At 67.8% G+C, this 18,084-nt stretch carries 14 protein-coding genes; 11 read left to right on the top strand and 3 right to left on the bottom strand.

All coding sequences use genetic code 11. The features are described from left to right. The first annotated feature begins 24 nt into the window (after positions 1-24). Positions 25-846 (top strand): YkgJ family cysteine cluster protein, encoded by an 822-nt coding sequence (locus tag ABWO17_RS12945; protein WP_353119178.1) that lies wholly within the window; start codon positions 25-27, stop codon positions 844-846. Between the two features lie 171 nt (positions 847-1,017). Further along, positions 1,018-1,539: a D-glycero-beta-D-manno-heptose 1-phosphate adenylyltransferase gene (gene rfaE2, locus ABWO17_RS12950; RefSeq protein ID WP_502914918.1), complete on the top strand. Its 522-nt coding sequence runs from the start codon at positions 1,018-1,020 to the stop codon at positions 1,537-1,539. A gap of 176 nt (positions 1,540-1,715) precedes the next feature. On the opposite strand, the gene ABWO17_RS12955 is transcribed toward rfaE2, so the two are convergent. Both ABWO17_RS12955 and ABWO17_RS12960 read right to left on the bottom strand, forming a co-directional pair. Next, positions 1,716-4,325 carry a PEP/pyruvate-binding domain-containing protein gene (locus tag ABWO17_RS12955; RefSeq protein WP_353119180.1) on the bottom strand — a complete coding sequence of 870 codons (2,610 nt, stop codon included), beginning with the start codon at positions 4,323-4,325 and terminating at the stop codon, positions 1,716-1,718. Positions 4,326-4,328: 3 nt separating this feature from the next. Beyond that, the gene (locus ABWO17_RS12960; protein WP_353119182.1) at positions 4,329-7,160 is read right to left on the bottom strand and encodes a sigma 54-interacting transcriptional regulator; all 2,832 of its coding nucleotides are present in this window, start codon (positions 7,158-7,160) and stop codon (positions 4,329-4,331) included. A 559-nt stretch (positions 7,161-7,719) separates the two neighbouring features. On the opposite strand from ABWO17_RS12960, the gene ABWO17_RS12965 reads away from it, so the two are divergent. The 6 genes from ABWO17_RS12965 (at position 7,720) to ABWO17_RS12990 (ending at position 11,398) form a co-directional block, all read left to right on the top strand. After that, positions 7,720-8,013, top strand: a complete 294-nt coding sequence (locus tag ABWO17_RS12965) for a DVU0150 family protein (RefSeq protein WP_353119184.1) — start codon at positions 7,720-7,722, stop codon at positions 8,011-8,013. Between the two features lie 28 nt (positions 8,014-8,041). Further along, the gene (locus tag ABWO17_RS12970; protein WP_353119186.1) at positions 8,042-9,094 is read left to right on the top strand and encodes a sulfite exporter TauE/SafE family protein; all 1,053 of its coding nucleotides are present in this window, start codon (positions 8,042-8,044) and stop codon (positions 9,092-9,094) included. Between the two features lie 31 nt (positions 9,095-9,125). After that, the gene (locus ABWO17_RS12975; RefSeq protein ID WP_353119188.1) at positions 9,126-9,731 is read left to right on the top strand and encodes a DUF4881 domain-containing protein; all 606 of its coding nucleotides are present in this window, start codon (positions 9,126-9,128) and stop codon (positions 9,729-9,731) included. A gap of 137 nt (positions 9,732-9,868) precedes the next feature. Then, on the top strand, positions 9,869-10,093 hold the full coding sequence (locus ABWO17_RS12980; RefSeq protein WP_353119190.1) for a hypothetical protein: 225 nt from the start codon (positions 9,869-9,871) through the stop codon (positions 10,091-10,093). After that, positions 10,090-10,926 (top strand): hypothetical protein, encoded by an 837-nt coding sequence (locus ABWO17_RS12985; RefSeq protein ID WP_353119192.1) that lies wholly within the window; start codon positions 10,090-10,092, stop codon positions 10,924-10,926. The genes ABWO17_RS12980 and ABWO17_RS12985 overlap by 4 nt, the downstream gene beginning before the upstream one ends. Positions 10,927-10,987: 61 nt before the next feature. Further along, on the top strand, positions 10,988-11,398 hold the full coding sequence (locus ABWO17_RS12990; RefSeq protein ID WP_353119194.1) for a response regulator: 411 nt from the start codon (positions 10,988-10,990) through the stop codon (positions 11,396-11,398). Positions 11,399-11,813: 415 nt separating this feature from the next. Here the strand turns inward: ABWO17_RS12990 and ABWO17_RS12995 are convergent, their stop codons facing one another. Then, a complete protein-coding gene (locus ABWO17_RS12995) occupies positions 11,814-12,746 on the bottom strand; it encodes an SAM-dependent methyltransferase (protein WP_353119196.1) in 933 nt (310 codons plus the stop codon). A gap of 258 nt (positions 12,747-13,004) precedes the next feature. Between ABWO17_RS12995 and ABWO17_RS13000 the strand changes: the two genes are divergently transcribed. From ABWO17_RS13000 to ABWO17_RS13010, 3 genes are all read left to right on the top strand, one after another. After that, positions 13,005-13,955: an ABC transporter permease subunit gene (locus ABWO17_RS13000; protein WP_353119198.1), complete on the top strand. Its 951-nt coding sequence runs from the start codon at positions 13,005-13,007 to the stop codon at positions 13,953-13,955. Further along, a complete protein-coding gene (locus tag ABWO17_RS13005; protein WP_502914919.1) occupies positions 13,952-14,833 on the top strand; it encodes an ABC transporter permease in 882 nt (293 codons plus the stop codon). Before ABWO17_RS13000 ends, ABWO17_RS13005 begins: the two co-directional genes overlap by 4 nt. 213 nt (positions 14,834-15,046) lie before the next feature. Continuing rightward, a complete protein-coding gene (locus ABWO17_RS13010) occupies positions 15,047-18,037 on the top strand; it encodes a PAS domain S-box protein (RefSeq protein WP_353119200.1) in 2,991 nt (996 codons plus the stop codon). Positions 18,038-18,084: the final 47 nt, after the last annotated feature.

An 18,084-nucleotide genomic window follows, 5' to 3' on the forward strand; every position in this document is an offset into this window, starting at 1 on the left:
GACGCACTGCCAAGCGAGGCGACGATGACCGGCGAGACGAACAACTGTAGCGGATGCGGCCCGGCAGGTGCGGAGGCCGCACAGGGCGACGAGACCCAGGCCTTTCTGGAAAGCCTGCCGGAACTGCATGCGGGCCAGACCTTTCAGTTTGCCTGCCATCCCGGCGTGCGCTGCTTCAACGCCTGCTGTTCCGACCTGAACATGCCGCTCACGCCGTACGACGTGCTGCGGCTGCGCCGCAACCTGGGCATGGGCAGCGAGGCATTCATCAACACCCATGCCAGGGTGGGGCAGTACCCGGACACCGGCTTTCCCGCCCTGTTCCTGCGCATGAGCGACCACCCGCTGAAGCTGTGTCCGTTCGTCAGTGATGCCGGGTGCACCGTGTATCCCGACCGTTCCGGCGCCTGCCGCACCTATCCGTTGGGGCGCGCCACCAAGGAAGACGAGTCGGGCAACGTGGTGGAGCAGTTCTTCGTGGTGCGCGAGGAACACTGTCGCGGGTTCGATGAATCCGGCGAATGGTCCAGCGGCACCTGGCTGGCCGATCAGGGGCTGGAACCGTACAATGCCTCCAACGACCGCTACATGCGCCTCATGGCGCGCTGCAAGCGGCAGGGCGCGGCCATCAGCCCCAAGCAGGCCACCATGGTGCTGCTGGCGTGTTATCAGCTTGACCGTTTCGTCGATTTCATCCGGGGCGTGAAGCTGTTCGATCGGCTGGAGATGGACGCGGACCGTCAGCAGCAGGTGCTGGATGACGAGGAAGCCCGCCTGGATTTCGCCTACGACTGGGCGGAACTGGTGCTGTTCGGCGACTGCGCGGCGTTGCGCATGAAGGGATAGCGGCAACGTTGCGCCACCTCCGTCGGGGGGTGCGGGGGGCGCCACATGCCGTCGATCCTGGACGGACGGTATTCTGCCAGGCCGCGCTTTCGCGTCATGTTCAATGTTCAACCAATGTCCAATGTCCGCCCGGCCATGTTCCCGCATGCCAGACGGTAACCGGAGCCAGCCATGGACGCAGCCCAGCCTGACCTGATGCACCCCGCCGTGGTGGACCGCGCCGTGCTGCCTGCCCTGCTGGCGCCCCGCCGCGCCGCCGGGCAGCGGGTGGTGTTCACCAACGGCTGTTACGACATCCTGCACCCCGGTCACGTGGATCTGCTGGCCCGCGCCAGGGCCGAGGGCGACCTGCTGGTGCTGGGCCTGAATTCCGATGCCTCGGTGCGCCGTCAGGGCAAGGGCGCGGACCGTCCGGTGAACCCCTTCGCGGTGCGGGCCTACGTGCTGGCGCATCTGGCCAGCGTGGACCATGTGGTGGAGTTCGACGAGGATACCCCCCACGCCCTCATCGCGGAAATCCAGCCCGATGTGCTGGTGAAGGGCGGCGACTGGTCCGTGGACCGCATCGTGGGCCGCGACATCGTGCAGGCCCGCGGGGGCCGGGTGCTCAGCCTGCCCCTGTTGCCGGGATTTTCCACCACGGGACTCATTCGGCGCATTCGGGCCGGGCTGTCCGCAGGGGAGCACGAATAGCGCGGAACCTTTTTTTTCGGCTTGTTTCGCAGGGGGCTTGCGCGTTCTGGTTTGCAACGCACGCAAAACACCCCGGTATTCCTTGGGAATACCGGGGTGTTTTGTTTTTGCGCAAGCGCATCGCGCAGGTGGTATCGCGCGGCGTGCGGCTTGCGTGATTGTTTTGTGTCCGGGGCTCAGTGGTAGCGCCCGTGCAGGAAATTGTCCGCGAAGCGCTGTACCGCCGCCTCGTCCACCATCAGCATGTCCATCTGGCGGGTGACGATGAGCAGCCGCCCCAGCTGCACCAGACGCTCCGCAATCTGGGCCGCCGCGAACTTCTGGTAGCGGGCGGTGACCATGTCGCCGCGCACCTCGACATGGAAGCCCAGGGATTCCAGGATGATGCCGATGCAGCGCACCCGGCGGTTCTTGCGCGTTTCGTCCGCTGCCCCGCCCTTGAACTGGAAGGTGATGTAGTTCTTGTTCATGGTCTGGCCGCAGTAGGCGTCCAGCACCCCGTAGTGGTAGCCCACGCGTGAACTGAAGTTCAGGTACTTGTCGGATACCAGCGCATAGCTGCGGTCGCCGAAGCGTTGACCGTGCATGGTAGGCGGTTCGATCATGTGGCGGCTCATGACGGACAGAAAGCCGCTCATGTCCACCGGGCGCGGCTCGCGGTGGTGCACCGCCGGGTCCAGCATGCCTTCAAGCAAGGCCTTGAACGGAGCGGAAACCGCCTGTTCCGGCCATACATAGGGGCCATCCACCCCGGCAAGGCCGCCCCCCAGGTCGATGACGTGCAGGTCCAGCGGCACCGGGGCCTTCATTTCAACGGCCACCGCACCGGCATCGGACACGGTGTCCGACAGCCGGAACATGTGGGCATAGGACAGTTCGTGCACGAAGCGCATCACGTCATGGATGGTGCGGCATGCGGCGGGGGTGAAGTCGGCGGCCTTGGGGTCGTGCAGGTTGAGCGGCGAGACCAGTGCGGCCACCTGCTTGAGCAGGTTGTGGATGGGCGTATCGCGCAGGCACACGGCGTGTTCCTCGCGCAGGGGCAGCAGTTCCTCCACCCGGCCTAGGTAGACCCGGCAGGAGAAGGCGTCCACGGTCACCTGCATGCCTGCGGGCAGTGCGGTCATGGCCCCCGGCGCGTTGACGATGGTGGGCACGCCGAATTCCCGCGCCAGCGAGGCCATGTGCCCGGTGATGCTGCCCGCCTCCGCCACGATGGCCTGGGCGCGCTGCATGACCAGCACGTAGGACGGCGAGGAATGCATGGCCACCAGGATGCCACCTTCCGGGAACAGGGCCAGTTCCTCCGCGCTTCCGGGCTGGACCACGGGGCCGCAGCCCACGCCGGGGCAGGCGGGCTCGCCGCCGTGCAACAGTACCGGATAGCCCTCGATGAGCGGCGTGGTGCGCGCGTCGCCGCGCGGGGTGGTGGTCAGCGGGCGGGCCTGGAGCAGCAACAGCCGTCCGGCCTGGTCCAGCGCCCATTCCACGTCCTGCGGCACACCGTAGTGCGCCTCCACCTGCCTGCCGATGCGGGCGAGCTCGGCGGCCTGGGCGTCGGTCAGGCAGGGGGTGTCGCGCTGGGCCTCGGGCACGTCTTCCTCGCGCAGGCGCCCGTCCTCGCCGGGGGTCAGGCGACGGGCCTTGCACACCACGTTGCGCGCTACCGGGCGGGGCGCATCCTCGCGGCTGAACAGCCAGGTGTCCGGTTCCATCTCTCCGTCCACCACGGCCGCGCCCAGTCCCCATGCGGCGTTGATGACCATGGAATCGGACAGCAGGTCCACCGGGTGGCGGGTGAACAGTACCCCCGCAGCCACGGAATCCACCATCTCCATGCAGGCCACGGCCATGGCGCTGGCATCCAGGGTGATGCCCTGGTGCAGGCGGTACACGATGGCCTGGGGCATGAACAGGCTGGCCACCACCCGCTTCCACGCATCCACCACGCCGTCGCGGTTCACGTTGAGCACCGAAAGGTACTGCCCGGCGAAGGACACGTGACTGTCCTCGCTGAGCGCGCTGGAGCGAACCGCCAGCCGCAGTGGAACCCCGCCGCCAACGCCTGCATCATCCACGGAGCCGAACGCCGCGTCGCAGGCGGCGTGCAGGGCGTCCACCACATCCGGCGGCACGGTGGCGGCGGCAAACAGGGACTGGATGTCCTCGGCCACGTCCAGCACGCTTTCCGGGTCCTGGGGGTCCACATCGCGCAAGCGCTTGCGTATTTCGCCCATCAGTCCGTCATGTTCCATGAAGGCGTAGTAAGCGCGGGTGGTTATGGCAAAGCCGCGCGGCACCGGCACCCCCACGCGCGAGGTCAGTTCGCCGAGGTTGGCGCACTTGCCCCCCACCCAGTCCACCATGTCGCCGTTGATTGCGGCAAAGGGCAGGGCGTAGGCCTCCACCGTGGCCTGGGGGCGGCTTTCGAGCAGTTCGGTGATTTCGGTGTTGATGCGTTCCACCACGCCGGGCAGGGCGGGGTAGGCATCGCCCGAGATGGCATTGAGCGCGGTGGCCATGCGCATGGCGTGGAACACCGCGCGGGTGGCTTGCGAGCGCAGCCACGTGGCCCCGAACAGGGTACACCCCGCGACCTTCTCGTCCATGTCCGCGAGAATGCGTGCAAGCTCGGCGTTGGAGTCCAGCAGGTCCTTGAAGTGGGCGTAGCGGGCGCGGAATACCCGCATGACCCGTTCGCGCGATTCGGCGTCCACGGCGCGCCTGTGGCCGAACAGCCCGCGCAGGCGTTCCAGCAGCGAGGAAGGCGGCGGCGCGGCAAGCATGGGTTACCTCCGTGCCGGTGCCGGGGCACCGCCGTCGGTCAGTACGTACCGGGTGGCCGGCCCCTTGCCCACCTTGCGGATGAAGCCCTTGCGCACCATGTCTTGCAGGTCGTACTGCGCGGTGCGCACGGGTATCTCGTTGCCCACGATGTCCTGATACTGGGTGCGGGTGATGCCGCCGTTGCGGCTGATGAATTCCCATGCCGCGCGTTGGCGCGGGTTCAGCGCAGACAGCGCGGAAAGGGGCGGCATGGACCCCGTGTCCGTTCCGTTGCGCGTCTGGCGGGCATTGCCGGGGGGCGTGCCGGCGCGGTCGTGGCGTCCCGGTCCGCCGTGCATGCCGGTAGCGTCGGACCAGTCCTGCCCGTCGTTGCCGGACCCGGCGGCCACGATGCGCCCGCTGACCGGGTCGTACACGGTGGCGCCCGCCTGCCCGCCCATGGATGCTCCGTTCGCAGCTACCGGCAGGCCCTGCGCACCGTACGGGGGGGCGTGGGCGGTACCGTCGCCGGGGTAAGGCGCGGCAGGCTGCACATGCCCCTGGGGCGCGGCTCCGTGCGGGTGGGATGGCTGGCCCATGTTTGCAGGGGCCGGGCTTGGCGGCAGCAGCGCCCCGTGCGACAGGGTGGGGTCCAGTTCCGCGCCAAAGCGCAGGTCTTCGGCGTACAGGGTGTCCCCTTCGGCAAAGGCCACCGCGCGGGTGATGCAGTTCTTCACCTCGCGCACATTGCCCGGCCAGCCGTAGGCCAGCAGTTTTTCCAGTGCCCCGCGTGAAAGGCCCATGGCCGGGCGCTTCAGGGTTTGGGCGGCCTGCTTCAGGAAGTAGTCGGCCAGGGCGGGAATGTCTTCGCGCCGGTCGCGCAAGGGCGGGGTGTTGATGGTGATCACGGCCAGCCGGTAGTACAGGTCCTCGCGGAAGGTGCCCTGGCGGGCGCAGTCCTTCAGGTCCACGTTGGTGGCGGCGATGATGCGCGCGTCGAAGGGCAGTTCGTCGTCGCTGCCCAGGGGGCGGATGCGCCGCACCGACAGGGCGCGCAGCAGGGCCTGCTGTACCTTGGGCGAGGCGTTGCCTATTTCGTCGAGGTGCAGCGTGCCGCCGTCTGCCGCCACGAAGGCCCCCTTGCGCTCGCCCCGTGCCTCGGAAAAGGCCCCCTTCACGTGCCCGAACAGGGCGTCCAGCAGCAGGTTTTCGTCAAGCGCCCCGCAGTTGATGGAAATGAACGGCCCGCCCGAACGGTCCCCGGTCATGTGGATGGCCTCGGCGGCCAGTTCCTTGCCGGTGCCCGTCTCGCCGATGATCAGCACGTCGGCCTCGACACCGGCGGCCTTGCGGATCATGCCGCGCAGTGCGCGCACAGATTCGCTGGTGCCCACGATGCCGGGCATGGTGTCCTGCGGCGAAAGCTGGCTCTGCGGCTGCTGTTGCGCGATTTCCGTGTCCAGGCATACCCGCTGCCGTCGCCGGGTGGACTGGATGTGCTCGTCGCGCAGGCGCAGTTCTTCGTTGCGCGCCTGCAAAGCGGCCAGCATTTCGTTGGTGATCTGGCGCAGGGCCTCCGCCTCCGGGTGGACGCGGTCCAGTTCTATGGGAGCAAGGTCGCCCGATTCCAGCTTGCCGCTGGCTTCTTCCGCAATGCGGTGCAGCGGCCCGGCTATGCCACGCCCCAGCATGCCCAGAATGAACGCGGACGCCGCGCTGGCGCACAGCCCGAACACGAACAGCGCGCCATACAGCTTGTACGACGCGGCCATGGCCAGAAAGCTGGTGTCGGTGTAGACGATGCCGCCGACCACCACGGTGCTGGCGCCCGGCCCTTCGCTGAAGGTGACCGGGGCGTAGCTGATGTAGAAGGCGCGGTTCAAGGGCGAGGGGTCTTCCAGCATGGTGCCCAGGCGGCTCTGGCCGGAATTGCCGGACTGCACCTCGGTGACCATGCCCCAGTATCGTTCCTGTTCCGGATTGGGACGGAACGCCGCTTCGAAGCCGGATCGGCCGAAGTCGCCGCGCATGCCCGAGCGGACCGTGTCGGTGGACAGGTCCAGGTTTGGATGTTCCGGCGATTCGGATTGGAACAGTATCCAGCCGTGCGAGTCGAAGAAGAAGCTGCGGTGTTTTTCCGTTTCTTCCGGAAAGATGTACAGCGGCGACCGGCGCGATGCGTAAACCGACAGCACGTTGCGCAGGGCCAGCATGTCCACCGACAGGGTGAGCAGCCCGGTCTGGTTGCCCGCCGCGTCCTGAACGGGCGTGGTCAGCCGCAGCACGTGCATGGACAGCCCCTGCACGGTCCCTGCCGTGGGCACCGAGGGGTAGACCACCTCGGTGGGGGCGGAAATGCGCACGAAGCCGGGCTTGGGCTCTTGCGTGGTCTGGCGGGTCAGCGGGCCGAACCGGGTGGCCAGGGCCTGTTCCAGCGGCACCATCCACACGTCGCGCCCGGTGTTCAGCAACACCATGCGGTTGTCGGGCGTGGAACCCTGATAGGCGATTTCGCGGTACAGGGTACCCATGGTCTCGGCGCGGGTGCGCAGGTGGTGGGCCAGCGAGGCGGCCGAGATGTCGGTGCGGGCAAGGTAGAGCAGTTCGCGCCGGGCCTGCTGGAGCACCTGCTCCATTTCGTGGGCCTGGGCCAGGGTGGCCAGCAGCGAACTGCGCCCCAGTGCGTCGTGCAGGAAATTCTGGGAGATGCGGTGAGAAATGACCCCGCTGATGACCAGCAGCAGCATGAACGCGGGCAGCGCCGCGAAGAGCAGCCGCTTGGCAATGCTCCATTCCGCGAAATTGCCTTCCAGCCGGAACAGCGAGCCGAACAGCGGCGGCCGATAGTAGCGCATGCCTTCTCCCTGCCGTGGGTGCGTGGCGGTGGCCGCCCGTATCGGGGCGGAGCGCAGGAACGACCGACCCGCCGAGGTCCGTTTTCAACTGCAAGCGTGGCCGAAACGTGCCCGGCTGGCGCGCCAGCCGTTCGGGCCGCCCCGGCAGCGGATGCGCACTGCATTCGCCGAGGGCGTACACCTTTGTTTATGAGCGTTTCTTTCCTGTTTCGCAACCGGTGGCACGAACGGAACGGGGTGACTGGTGCGGGGTGCTCTTTGGTACGTGCAGGTTGAGAAATTATGTACAAGGCTTTGCGCGATCGTGCAAGCGCAACTTGCGCGAAATGAAATTGATTTTGTATTTTAACGTGTTGGGTTGTGTGGCATGCGGCTTGCTACCTCCGTGTCGCGCGGTGACAACCGCGCAATGCGCAGGACCAAAACCGCACTCCAAGGGGGGGTGCGGGTGGACGGAAAGGCGGGCTTCGCGGCCGGACGGGATCGCCAGGGGCGAGGACGGGCCGGGGGCGGTAGCCCAAAAGGGCGGCAGGGGCTGCCCGCAACCTGGAGGATGCACATGAGAAGGATCAAGACGCTGTTCCTGTCGCTGCTTACGTTCGTGCTGGCCATTCCCGGCCTGGCACTGGCCGCTGGCGGCGGCGGCGCGCCCGTGGTCATCGTGGCCGACACCCGCAAGCTGGACGGGGTACTGGCCTGGTGGGCCAACCTGTACAATGAAAGCCACGTGCAGTTCGCCGTGCTGACCATCATCCTGATTCCGCTGGTCGGCGTGATCTTCGGCGTGATCGCCGACATCGTGATGAACTGGATCGGCATCGACCTGAAGTCCCGCGAACTGGCCGAACACTAGGCCGCGCCCGCACCAAAGGAGAATAACGATGGAATGGCTCTATATCCTCATGCCCATCGCGGGCGTTAAGATCTTCTGGCCCGGCCTGATCATCCTCGGCGTGGGCGTCGGCATCATCGGCGGTTTCTTTGGCATGGGCGGCGCCTGGATGGTCACCCCCGGCCTGAACATCCTCGGCTTTCCCATGGCCTTCGCCATCGGGACGGACATCGCCCACATGGCGGGCAAGTCGCTCATCTCCACCATGCGCCACGGCAGGTTCGGCAACGTGGACTACAAGTTGGGCCTGATCATGCTGGTGGGCACCGTGGTGGGCTTTGAAGTGGGCGCCCAGATGGTCATGTGGCTGGAACGGATAGGCAACGTCGAAAAGGTGGTGCGCTGGATCTACATCGCGCTGCTTGCCGCCATTGCCTGGATGGTCTTCCACGACGTGGCCAAGCGCCGCGAAAAGGAACGCCAGGCCGCCGCGCGTGGTGAAACGCTGGAAGCGGGCGCCACCGGCGTCGAGTGGCACAAGACCCTGCACAAGATCAAGATTCCCCCGATGGTGCACCTGAAGGAAGCGGGCGTGTACTGCTCCGCGTGGCTGCCCATCTTCGTCAGCTTCGCCACCGGCTGGCTGGCTGGCATCCTCGGCATCGGCGGCGGTCTCATCCGCATGCCCGCCCTCATCTACCTCATTGGCTGCCCGACGCACGTGGCCGTGGGCACCGACCTGTTCGAAGTCGCCATTTCCGGCCTGTACGGCGCCGCCACCTACACCTACAAGGGCCGTACCGAACTCGTGGCCGCCATGATCATGCTGGTGGGCGCTTCCATCGGCGCGCAGGTGGGCGCGGTGGCGACCAAGTACATCAAGGGCTACGGCATCCGCATCGCCTTCGGCCTCGCCGTGGTTGGCTGCGCCCTCTCGATCCTGATGAAGCTCGTGCAGCCCTGGGTGCCGCAACTGAAGGACGTGCTCGACGCTGGCGCCACCGTGCTGGTGCTGGGCCTTGTGTCCTGCATGTCGCTGTACATCTTCGTCCGCATGGTTCAGGGCGTGAAGATGGAACTGGCCCGCAAGAAGGCCGCCTAGCCGTACCGCACGCGAGAGAAGGAGAAAACATATGAGACGCTTTCTGCTGATGCTGCTCGTGGTGGCGCTGCCCCTGGGCCTCGTGGGCTGCGGTGAATACGGCAAGGTGGATCAGGGCCGGGTGATCGCATACGACAAGAACGCGAAAACCATTACCCTGATTCAGGACAAGGCCATGGAGCCGCTGAATCCGGACTACTCCATCCTGCCCCCCCACACCTACAAGCTGCCCGTGGACCCCGCCGAAATGGGGCCGGAACCCAAGGCCGGGCAGCGCATGAAGCTGGATACCAAGGCCAACATCATCCGCATCTTCAACACCAAGACCCAGGCGTTCGAAGACATCGCGTTCAAGATGGTGGACCTGCAGGAGAACATCGACCGCAACCATCCGCTGGTGTTCGACAAGGCCACGGAAACCGCCAAGAAGTTCCCCATGGTGGACCGCGACAAGAAGACCGTGGCCATCTACTCCGGCCGCCAGAAGATGCTGTGCACCATCTCGCTGCCTGACGAATACTTCGCCCTGCCCGATGCCACCTGGGATGCCGGCGACGAAGTGCGCGTGTACTACAAGGCCGAGGGCGTGTCCCTGCGCTTCATGAACATCACCAAGACCGACATCTTCAAGAAGTAGCCAGACGGCGGCGGGGCTGGCGACAGCCCCGCCCCTTCCCCTCCTTCCGCCCCGCCATCCCCCCGTTTGCAGGGTGAGGTGATGGCGGGCCGGAACGGGCGGAAGAAGCCCAAGGACAAACGACAAGGAGCGACACCGTGGAAGACCAGATGGATTTCGCAACCACCGTGGCCCACAAGCTGTTGGTGCTGACCATGAACATGCTGGCCATCGCGGCGGTGTGCGCGGGCATGTACCGCGCCTCGTTCGTGCCGGACGAATTCACCCCGGTGTTCTTCAAGACCTTTTTCACGGTGCTGGCCCCTTCGCTGGTGCTGGGCTGGTGCGCCAAGCGCTGGCTGCGCGCCAGGGGCCGCGCGTGACCAAGTCCGCGCATCTGGCGCGCCAGCACCGGCGTTCCGGGCGGGTGGCGCTGCTGCTTCTGCTGGTCTGCGCGCTCAGCCTGGTGGATGGGCTGGTGGGCAGCATGCAGCAGGGCTTCAACCGTACCGACGCGCTGCCCGGCGGCGAATACCCCGTCAGCGGGCCGCTGCCGCCACGGACGGAGACCATCGAGGACATGGTCATCGAGGGGGGCACCGACGACAGGCAGGTGCGCCTTGTCCCCTACGAAGTCTATTCCGGCTACTGGCTGGGCGGAAAGATGTGGCGCGGCGCCATCAAGGTGGGGGCCAGCCCCGCCTCGGGCGAATATGTCATCCGCGTGCACGACAAGTATGGCGAAAAGCAGAACCCCACGCTGGTATTTTCGGTGCAGGTCTGGCCCGACGAGGCCACCCGGATGGCCAATGCGCCGGAACGGCTCACCCGTTGGCTCGGCATCGAACCCTTTGCCCTGTCCGTGCTGGTGCTGCCCTTTGCCGTGTTGGCGGGGTTCTGCAACTTCATGCTGGGCCGGGCCTGGAGCCGGGCTCTGCTGGCCGAGCGCAGTGCCGAAATCTACAAGCTGCTGCCCGCGCCCGACGGCGGCGGCAAGGACGTCACCTTCGGTCTTGGCGTGCAGCACGGTGCCAGCCCCGGCATGCGCTGCCGCATCCACCGGCCCGACGGCACCCCCGTGGGCGAGGCGCGGGTGGTGGAATGCACCGCACGCGACTGCGTGGCCCGCGTGCCGCACGGCCTGAACGTGCAGCCCGGCGATGTGGTGACCTTGCCCGACATCGCGCTCCAGGCTGCGGAAACGCACGGCGCGTGAAGACGCCGCAACCGAACCGGCGGGCTGAAGGGCTGGCGGGCAGAGGCCCGGGAGGAGGAACATGGACTGTCCGGAACTGCTGAAAAGCTGTCGCATCCTGCTGGTGGATGACGAGGACGGCTTTCGCGATGCGCTGCTGCGCCGCATGCGCAAGCGCGGCGTGACCATGGACGGCGTGGCCAGCGGCCAGGCCGCGTTGGAATGGCTGGCCCGGCAGGCGGTGGACGTGGTGATCCTGGACATCCAACTGGGCGACATGGACGGTCGCGACGTGCTGCGCGAAATTCGCAAGTCCGGCGGCGAAGACCCGGCGGTGATCATCCTGAGCGGGCACGCCTACACGGACATCGCGCTGGACGCCATGCGCGCCGGGGCCAGCGACTACCTGCTCAAACCCTGCCCGGTGGAGGAACTGCTGGAGCGCATCGAAACCGCGTTCGAACAGGTGCTGGAGCGGCGCGCCGCGCAATAGCGCCAGCGCGGTTGCGGCCCCGGGCAAGATAGTGAATTTCGCCGGGCCCCCCGGCACGGCGTGCACCCGCCGCAAGTGTCCCACGACAGCATACGCCCATCCCCCCTCCACAGTCCGGGGCGGAACCTTCGCAGCAGACGGTTCCGCCCCGGACTCACGTGGTGCGGGGGGAAGGGTGCGGGGGAAGGCCGCGCACCCGCGCGTGGAGGTGCCGGGAAGCAGCACGCGTTTGCTGTGGCCGCTGGCAGGCGAGGGGAGATGACCGGGGGGCGGATGTGCGGGATGTGCGGATGGGCGGGATGTGCGGATGGCCTGAGGGCGGAAAGGCGGATGGACAGACGGCAGGGCGGGCCGTGCGTCCCCTGCGGCAAAGCGTGAGGACGTCAGCCGCGTATGTCTGACTGACGGGCGGGCGTCAGTCGCGCAGCAGCACCCAGGTCAGTTCGTGCTTGTTGTGGGCCAGGTGCAGCAGGCGCGACCCCGGCACCGCCGCGAAGGCGCGCGCGGTTGCGTGGTCCGTTTCGGCCTGAAACTTCAGGGTGCACACGAAGTTGCGGCACTGGCCAAGTTCCAGCCAGCGGCCCACGGTGGCCAGCAGCCTGTCCGGGTAGCAGATTACGTCCGAGAACAGCCAGTCCACGGCCCCGGCGTGGCGCGGGTCCAGCCCAAAGGCGCTGCCGGTGCAGAAGTTCACATTGGGGTGGGCGGCGATGTGCGGGGCGATGTCCGCCTTGTCCACACTGAACACGCGCGCGCCCAGTTCCGCCAGCACCCAGGTCCATCCGCCGGGGCAACTGCCCAGGTCCAGGCACAGTTCGCCGGGGCCGGGCCGCCTGCCGATGAGCGTGAACAGTTCCCACAGCTTCAGGTAGGCGCGGGTGGGCGGTACGGTGCGGTTTTCCTCGAAGCGGGGTTCGCCGTCGGGGAAGGGGCTGGTGCACCGGGCGGATGCCAGCACTAGGTCCGGCTCCCACAGGGTCCATGAACCCAGCGGAGCCGTGGGCGGCGCATCGCCGAACACCACGGGGCGGGCGGCCACGCGGGGCAACTGCTCCTGCACCAGCGCGGCCCGGCGGTGGTGGCCGGTGGCGTGCAGGTGCCAGTTGCGCTGGATGGCCTTCAGCTTGCGGGCCGCGTCGCCGATGGAGGCAACCGGGATGGTCACGGGGTCCAGCCAGACGTTCTGCGCCCATGCCGCCGGGCGGGGCGGACCTGCGGCCACCACCAGCCGCCCGCGCACGTCCAGTACCCGCGCGTCGTGCAGGTCCTCGAGCTCATGGACGAGGTCGTCGGTGAACCCGGCGGCGGCGATGTAGATGGTGCGGTCATCCAGGGGGGTGGCGGTCATGTTCGTGTCCGGGGGTTGGGAAGGCGGTAAGGGTGTACGGCGGCGTGGGCGTGCCTGTAGCGCGGCGCGGTCCATATGGCAAGGGCGGGGCCGGACGGGAACAGGCAGGCGTCGGCACGGGCGGCGATCCGCGCGGCGCGTGGCCACCGCTCCGCCGTTCCGCGTTGCCACCCGCTTGCACCCGGCCCCGCTATGCCTGTACAGGGCGGTATCGTCGCCCCTGCGCATCCGTCACCAGAAATCGCCGCCGGAATCGCCATGCAACCGCCCATCCGTCATTCCGACCGCGCGCCCTCCCCGCGTGCCCCCGACCGCAGCCATGCGTCCGCGCGCCGCATGGCCGCCCTGTGTCCGCTGCTGGTGTTGCTGGTGCCCTTTCTGGCGGGTGTGGCGCTGACGGCGGCCCAATCCCTGGGCTGGCTGCTGCCGATAGCGTACCTGCCGGAACAGGTTGCGCAGGGGCTTTCGGCACCGGACAGGTGGGCCGGGTGGCGGCAACTGGCGCAGCCGCACATGGCCGGTTCGCTGCTGCTGGGGTTGCGCGTGGCCGGGGTGTCGGCCCTGCTTTCCGTGGCGGGGGGCGCGCTGCTGGCCTACGGGGTGTGGCGGCTGCCCGCCCGCATGCAACTGGCTGCGCTGGTGTTCCGGGTGCCACTGGTGCTGCCGCACATCGTGGTGGCCTTTCTGGTCATCGTGTTCTGGAGCCGTTCCGGCCTTGTGTCCGCCGCGCTGTACCAGGCCGGGATCATCAGCGGACAGGCGCAGTTTCCGGCCCTGCTCTGGAGTGGCGACGGCATGGGCATGGTCATGGCCTACACCTACAAGGAATTGCCCTTCGTCATGCTGCTGGCCGTGGCATCGCTGCGGCGGCTGGACCCGCGCCTCGTGGAGACGGCCCGCATGCTGGGGGCGGGGCGGTGGGCCGTGCTGCGCGATGTGGTGGTGCCGCACCTTGTCCCGGTGCTGCACGCCTCGTTCCTCATCCTGTTCCTGTACGCCTTCGGCGCGGTGGAAATTCCCCTGCTGCTGGGCGAATCCACCCCGGCCATGCCGGGGGTGGCGGCGTACGACCTGTACTTTCTGCGTTCGCTGGAGGACCGTCCGGCGGCGGCCGCCCTGCTGACCCTGCTGCTTTTGTGCTGTACCGGGTTCGTGGCGGCGTACGTGCGGCTGGTGGCCGGGTTGCGCGGTCGGGAGCGTCAACTGTGAGCCCGCGCAACGGAAAGGGCAGGGGCGCCGGGTGGCCGAGCGGCGGGGCGGATTCGCGCCCTCGCTCGCACCCTCGCTCGCACCCTCGTTCAAGCCTGGGATCGCGCCTGTTTCTGGCAGTGCTGTGGCTGCTGTTCGGCCTGCCGCTGCCAGTGCTGGCCCTGTGGGCCGCAGCGCCCGGCTGGGCCTGGCCCGATCTGTGGCCCGCCGTGCTCGGGGGGCGCACGACGGCCTTCGTGCTGGCCAACCGGCAGTCCATTGCCGGGGCGCTGACCTCGTCCACCCTGTACTCGCTGGCCGTGGTGGGCGTAACCCTGTGCGTTTGCTTGGCACCTGCGCGGCTGCTGGCCTTCGGGCGGTTCCGGGGGCGGGGCGCGCTGGAAGGGTTGCTGCTGGCCCCGGCCCTGCTGCCCGCCATGGGTTTTGCCCTTGGCCTGTACGGCACCTTGGTGCGCCTTGGCCTTGCGGACACCCCGGCGGGGGTGGTGCTGGTCTTGTCGGTGGTGTCGTACCCGTACATGCTGCGGGCGCTGGCTTCCGGCTTCGAGACCGTGGGGCCGGACTACGGCCATTGCGCCGCCAACCTGGGCGCGGGGCCGCTGCTGCGCCTGCTGGCCGTGGAGCTGCCGCTGCTGTTGCCCGCCGCCGTGGCGGGCGGGTCGGTGGTGTTCCTGGTGGCCTTTTCCGACTATTTCCTGGTGCAGTTGGTGGGCGGCGGGGGTGTTCCCTCGTTCACCGGGTATCTGTTCCCGGTGTTGCAATCGCCGGACAGGGCTCTTGCGGCCATGCTGTCGCTGGTATTTCTTGTGGTGCCCGTTGCGCTGTTCGTGCTGGTGGAGGGGCTGGTGCTGGCCGTGTACCGGCGGCGCGGCATGTAGGAAGGCGACGGAGCGGAAAGTGATGCCTTGCCGACCCCATTGCGCGTGCAATCCGCATTGTGGCGTGGTATGCTGCACCATGGCCCTGTACGCGTCGTTCGGCGTTGCGGGAGAGCGTCGGCGGCGCGGGGCATAGGGATATCAGAGAGGCTACGGGCACAAGAGTCCGAGGATGCACGGATGACGGCACCAATCGGGCCGCAAGGGGGGCATATGGACTTCATCAATATAGGCGAACGGACACGGAATCGCTGGCAGCAGTCGCTGGACACCCTGGCACGGCTGCTGGGCATTCGGGTGGCCGCCATCATGCGGCGAAACCCTGAGGGACTTTCGGTGCTGCTGTCCAGCAACACTGCGGGCAACCCGCTGGTGCCGGGCATGCGTATGGCTTCCGCAGGGGGCGGCACGTACTGCGATGCCGTCGTGGAGACAGGCAAGCCGGTCTACGTGCAAAACGCGCTGGATGATCCGCACTGGCGCGACAGCCCCATGGTCCGGGCGGGCTTTGTGGCCTATCTGGGCTACCCCCTGCGGCTGCCCAATGGGCGGTTGTACGGCACGTTGTGTCTGCTGGACACGCGACAGTGGCCGGTTTCGGAAGTGTACCGGGGCATCGTGGACGATTTCCACGCACAGGTGGAGGAATTCCTGGCCCTGGCCTACGAGAGCGCCCTGTTCGGCGCGCAGCAGGATACCCTGCCTTCTGCCGCGTTGACCGTGGACATTCGTGGAATGGTGGAAAGGGCCAATCGCCGCTTTTCGAAGCTGTGGGGCATCGAGGTGGACGCCTCCGGTCTGGCAGGGCTCCCGTTGGCAGAGGTGCGCACCCTGCTGGCAGACCGCCTGCTGGACCCCGACGCCATAGCCGCCGTTCTGCCCGATGACGAGGCGGGCCTGGCCGCATCCTCTGGACCGATGGCCTCCTCCGCCCTGGTCGCTCCGGTGCGCATGCCGGACGGTACCGGAGGGCATCTGGTGTTGCTGGCCGATGGCCGCGTGCTGCGGCGCACCCATCGGACCCTGCGCGGCGAGTACGGGCGGGCCTGGGGCAGCGTGTGGCTGTTCGAGGACGTGACCGCCGAGGTGCGTGCCCAGGAAGCCCTGACCCGCAGCGAGGAACGGCTGAAGCTGGCACTGGACGCCGCCAGCGAGGCCCACTGGGACTGGAATTTCGAGACCGGCGAGCTGTATTGCAGCCCGCGCTACTACGAGATGCTGGGCTACGTGCCGGGTGAATTCGAATGCACCCACGAGGCCCTGCGCGACCTGATGCACCCCGACGATCTGAGCGAAGTCACCGCCGCCCTGTGCATGCCGGACCCGGCAGTGTCGCACGCGGTGGCCGCCTGCGGGGTGGGGCAGTTCGAGGTGCAGTTTCGCCTGCGCACCAAGAACGGCGGCTGGAAATGGATGCTGGCGCGGGGCCGCGTGCTGGCCCGGCGCGAGGACGGTTCGCCCGCGCGGGTGGTGGGCACGCACATGGACATCACCACCGCCGTCAGCCAGCGGCTGGCGCTTGCCCGCAGCGAGGAACTGTTCCGGGGCATCTTCAGCACCGCCTCGGTAGGCATCGTGCTGCTGGACCGCTTCGGCCTGCTGGTGCGGGTCAACGAAGCCTGCGCGCGCATGCTGGGCTACGAAGTGGAGGAAATGCGCGGCCAACACTTCAGCCGGTTCATGCACAACGACGAAACCACCCTGGCCGCCACCATCCTGGCCGGCCTGCTGGACCGCACCCAGACCACCAGTCGCCTGCAACACCGCCTGCGCGGCAAGGACGGCGACTACCTGTGGACCGACATCAGCGCCTCGCCGCTGGAAGGGCCGGACGGCGAGGTGGAGGCGGCCCTGGCCATCATCGTGGACATCAACGAGCAGCGCGCGGCCCAACAGGCCCAGGAGGACAGCGAGCGGCGCTACCGGGCCCTGTTCGAGAACGCCCAGGTGGGCATTTTCCGCACTCGCATCGCCGATGGCGTATTCCTGGAGGCCAACAGCCGGATCATCGAAATGTACGGCTGGCCGGACCACGACGAATTCATGAAAACCATGCGGTCCACCGAATGGTATGTGGACCCGGAGGCCCGTACCCGCATGGTGTCGACCCTGCTGCGCCGGGGGGAATTCCGCAACATGGAAGTGGAAATGCGCCGCCGCGACGGCTCCACGGTGTGGTTCGAGTATTCCGGCAAGCTGGACGGCGACACCGTCATCGGCGTGGCCCAGGACGTCACACAGCGCCGGGCGGCGGAAGCGGCGCGCCAGCGGTCCGAGGCGCACTACCGACTGCTGTTCGAGGCCGCAGCCGACGCCATCTTCCTGCACGACCCCGAGGGGCGCTTTCTGGACGTGAACGAGGTGGCTTGCCGCCGCCTGGGCTACACCCGGCGCGAACTGCTGACCATGAACCCGCGCGAACTGGACGCCGAGGAATTCGCCGAGCAGGTGGAGGAGCGCATCCTGCAACTGCGCGAGGAAGGATCGCTGACCTTCGAATCCGCCCATCGCACCCGCAGCGGCACGGTCCTGCCCGTGGAAATCCACGCCAAGCTGCTCGATTTCGACGGCAGGCCCGTGGTGCTCAGCATCGCGCGGGACATCACCGACCGCAAGCGGCTGGAACAGGCCCTGATGCGCGAGGCCACCACCGACCCGCTGACGGGCATCCGCAACCGGCGGCAGTTCTTCGTGGACGCCGAGCGTGAAATGGGCCGGGCCGTGCGCTACGGGCGCCCGCTGGCCGTGCTGATGCTGGACCTGGACCGCTTCAAGCGCGTCAATGACCGCTTCGGCCACCATGCGGGCGATGCCGTGCTGCTGGGCTGCGTGCATGCCTGCCAGCAGGCGCTGCGCGATACCGACATACTGGGGCGGCTGGGCGGCGAGGAATTCGCCGTGGTGTTGCTGGAAACGGACCTGGACGATGCGCTGATCGCCGCCGAGCGGCTGCGCAAGGCCGTGGAGGAAATGGACGTGCCGTTCAGCGGGCAACGGTTGCGCTGCACGGTGAGCATCGGCCTTGCCCTGCGCGGGCCGGGGGACGGGGCGCTGGACGACATCCTGCGCCGGGCGGACACGGCGCTGTATGCCGCCAAGGAGGCGGGCCGCAACCGGGTGATGCTGGCGCGCGCCGTCAACGGCGGGGTGGAAGACCAGAACCGTCGCTGGAGCAGTGGCGGCGTGCTGCGCGGCGAGGGCTGACCGGGGCGGGGCTGGTCCGTCGACCGCGCCTGACGTGAGGGCGCGCA

This window comes from Nitratidesulfovibrio sp. (assembly GCF_040373385.1).
Classification (GTDB): Bacteria; Desulfobacterota; Desulfovibrionia; order Desulfovibrionales; family Desulfovibrionaceae; genus Cupidesulfovibrio.

Bases quoted from the DNA above. Each gene is read 5' to 3' on its own strand.
- ABWO17_RS12945 (WP_353119178.1), top strand. From the start codon at position 25: ATGACCGGCGAGACGAACAACTGTAGCGGATGCGGCCCGGCAGGTGCG.
- rfaE2 (WP_502914918.1), top strand. From the start codon at position 1,018: ATGGACGCAGCCCAGCCTGACCTGATGCACCCCGCCGTGGTGGACCGC.
- ABWO17_RS12955 (WP_353119180.1), bottom strand. From the start codon at position 4,325: ATGCTTGCCGCGCCGCCGCCTTCCTCGCTGCTGGAACGCCTGCGCGGG.
- ABWO17_RS12960 (WP_353119182.1), bottom strand. From the start codon at position 7,160: ATGCGCTACTATCGGCCGCCGCTGTTCGGCTCGCTGTTCCGGCTGGAA.
- ABWO17_RS12965 (WP_353119184.1), top strand. From the start codon at position 7,720: ATGAGAAGGATCAAGACGCTGTTCCTGTCGCTGCTTACGTTCGTGCTG.
- ABWO17_RS12970 (WP_353119186.1), top strand. From the start codon at position 8,042: ATGGAATGGCTCTATATCCTCATGCCCATCGCGGGCGTTAAGATCTTC.
- ABWO17_RS12975 (WP_353119188.1), top strand. From the start codon at position 9,126: ATGAGACGCTTTCTGCTGATGCTGCTCGTGGTGGCGCTGCCCCTGGGC.
- ABWO17_RS12990 (WP_353119194.1), top strand. From the start codon at position 10,988: ATGGACTGTCCGGAACTGCTGAAAAGCTGTCGCATCCTGCTGGTGGAT.
- ABWO17_RS12995 (WP_353119196.1), bottom strand. From the start codon at position 12,746: ATGACCGCCACCCCCCTGGATGACCGCACCATCTACATCGCCGCCGCC.
- ABWO17_RS13000 (WP_353119198.1), top strand. From the start codon at position 13,005: ATGCAACCGCCCATCCGTCATTCCGACCGCGCGCCCTCCCCGCGTGCC.
- ABWO17_RS13010 (WP_353119200.1), top strand. From the start codon at position 15,047: ATGGACTTCATCAATATAGGCGAACGGACACGGAATCGCTGGCAGCAG.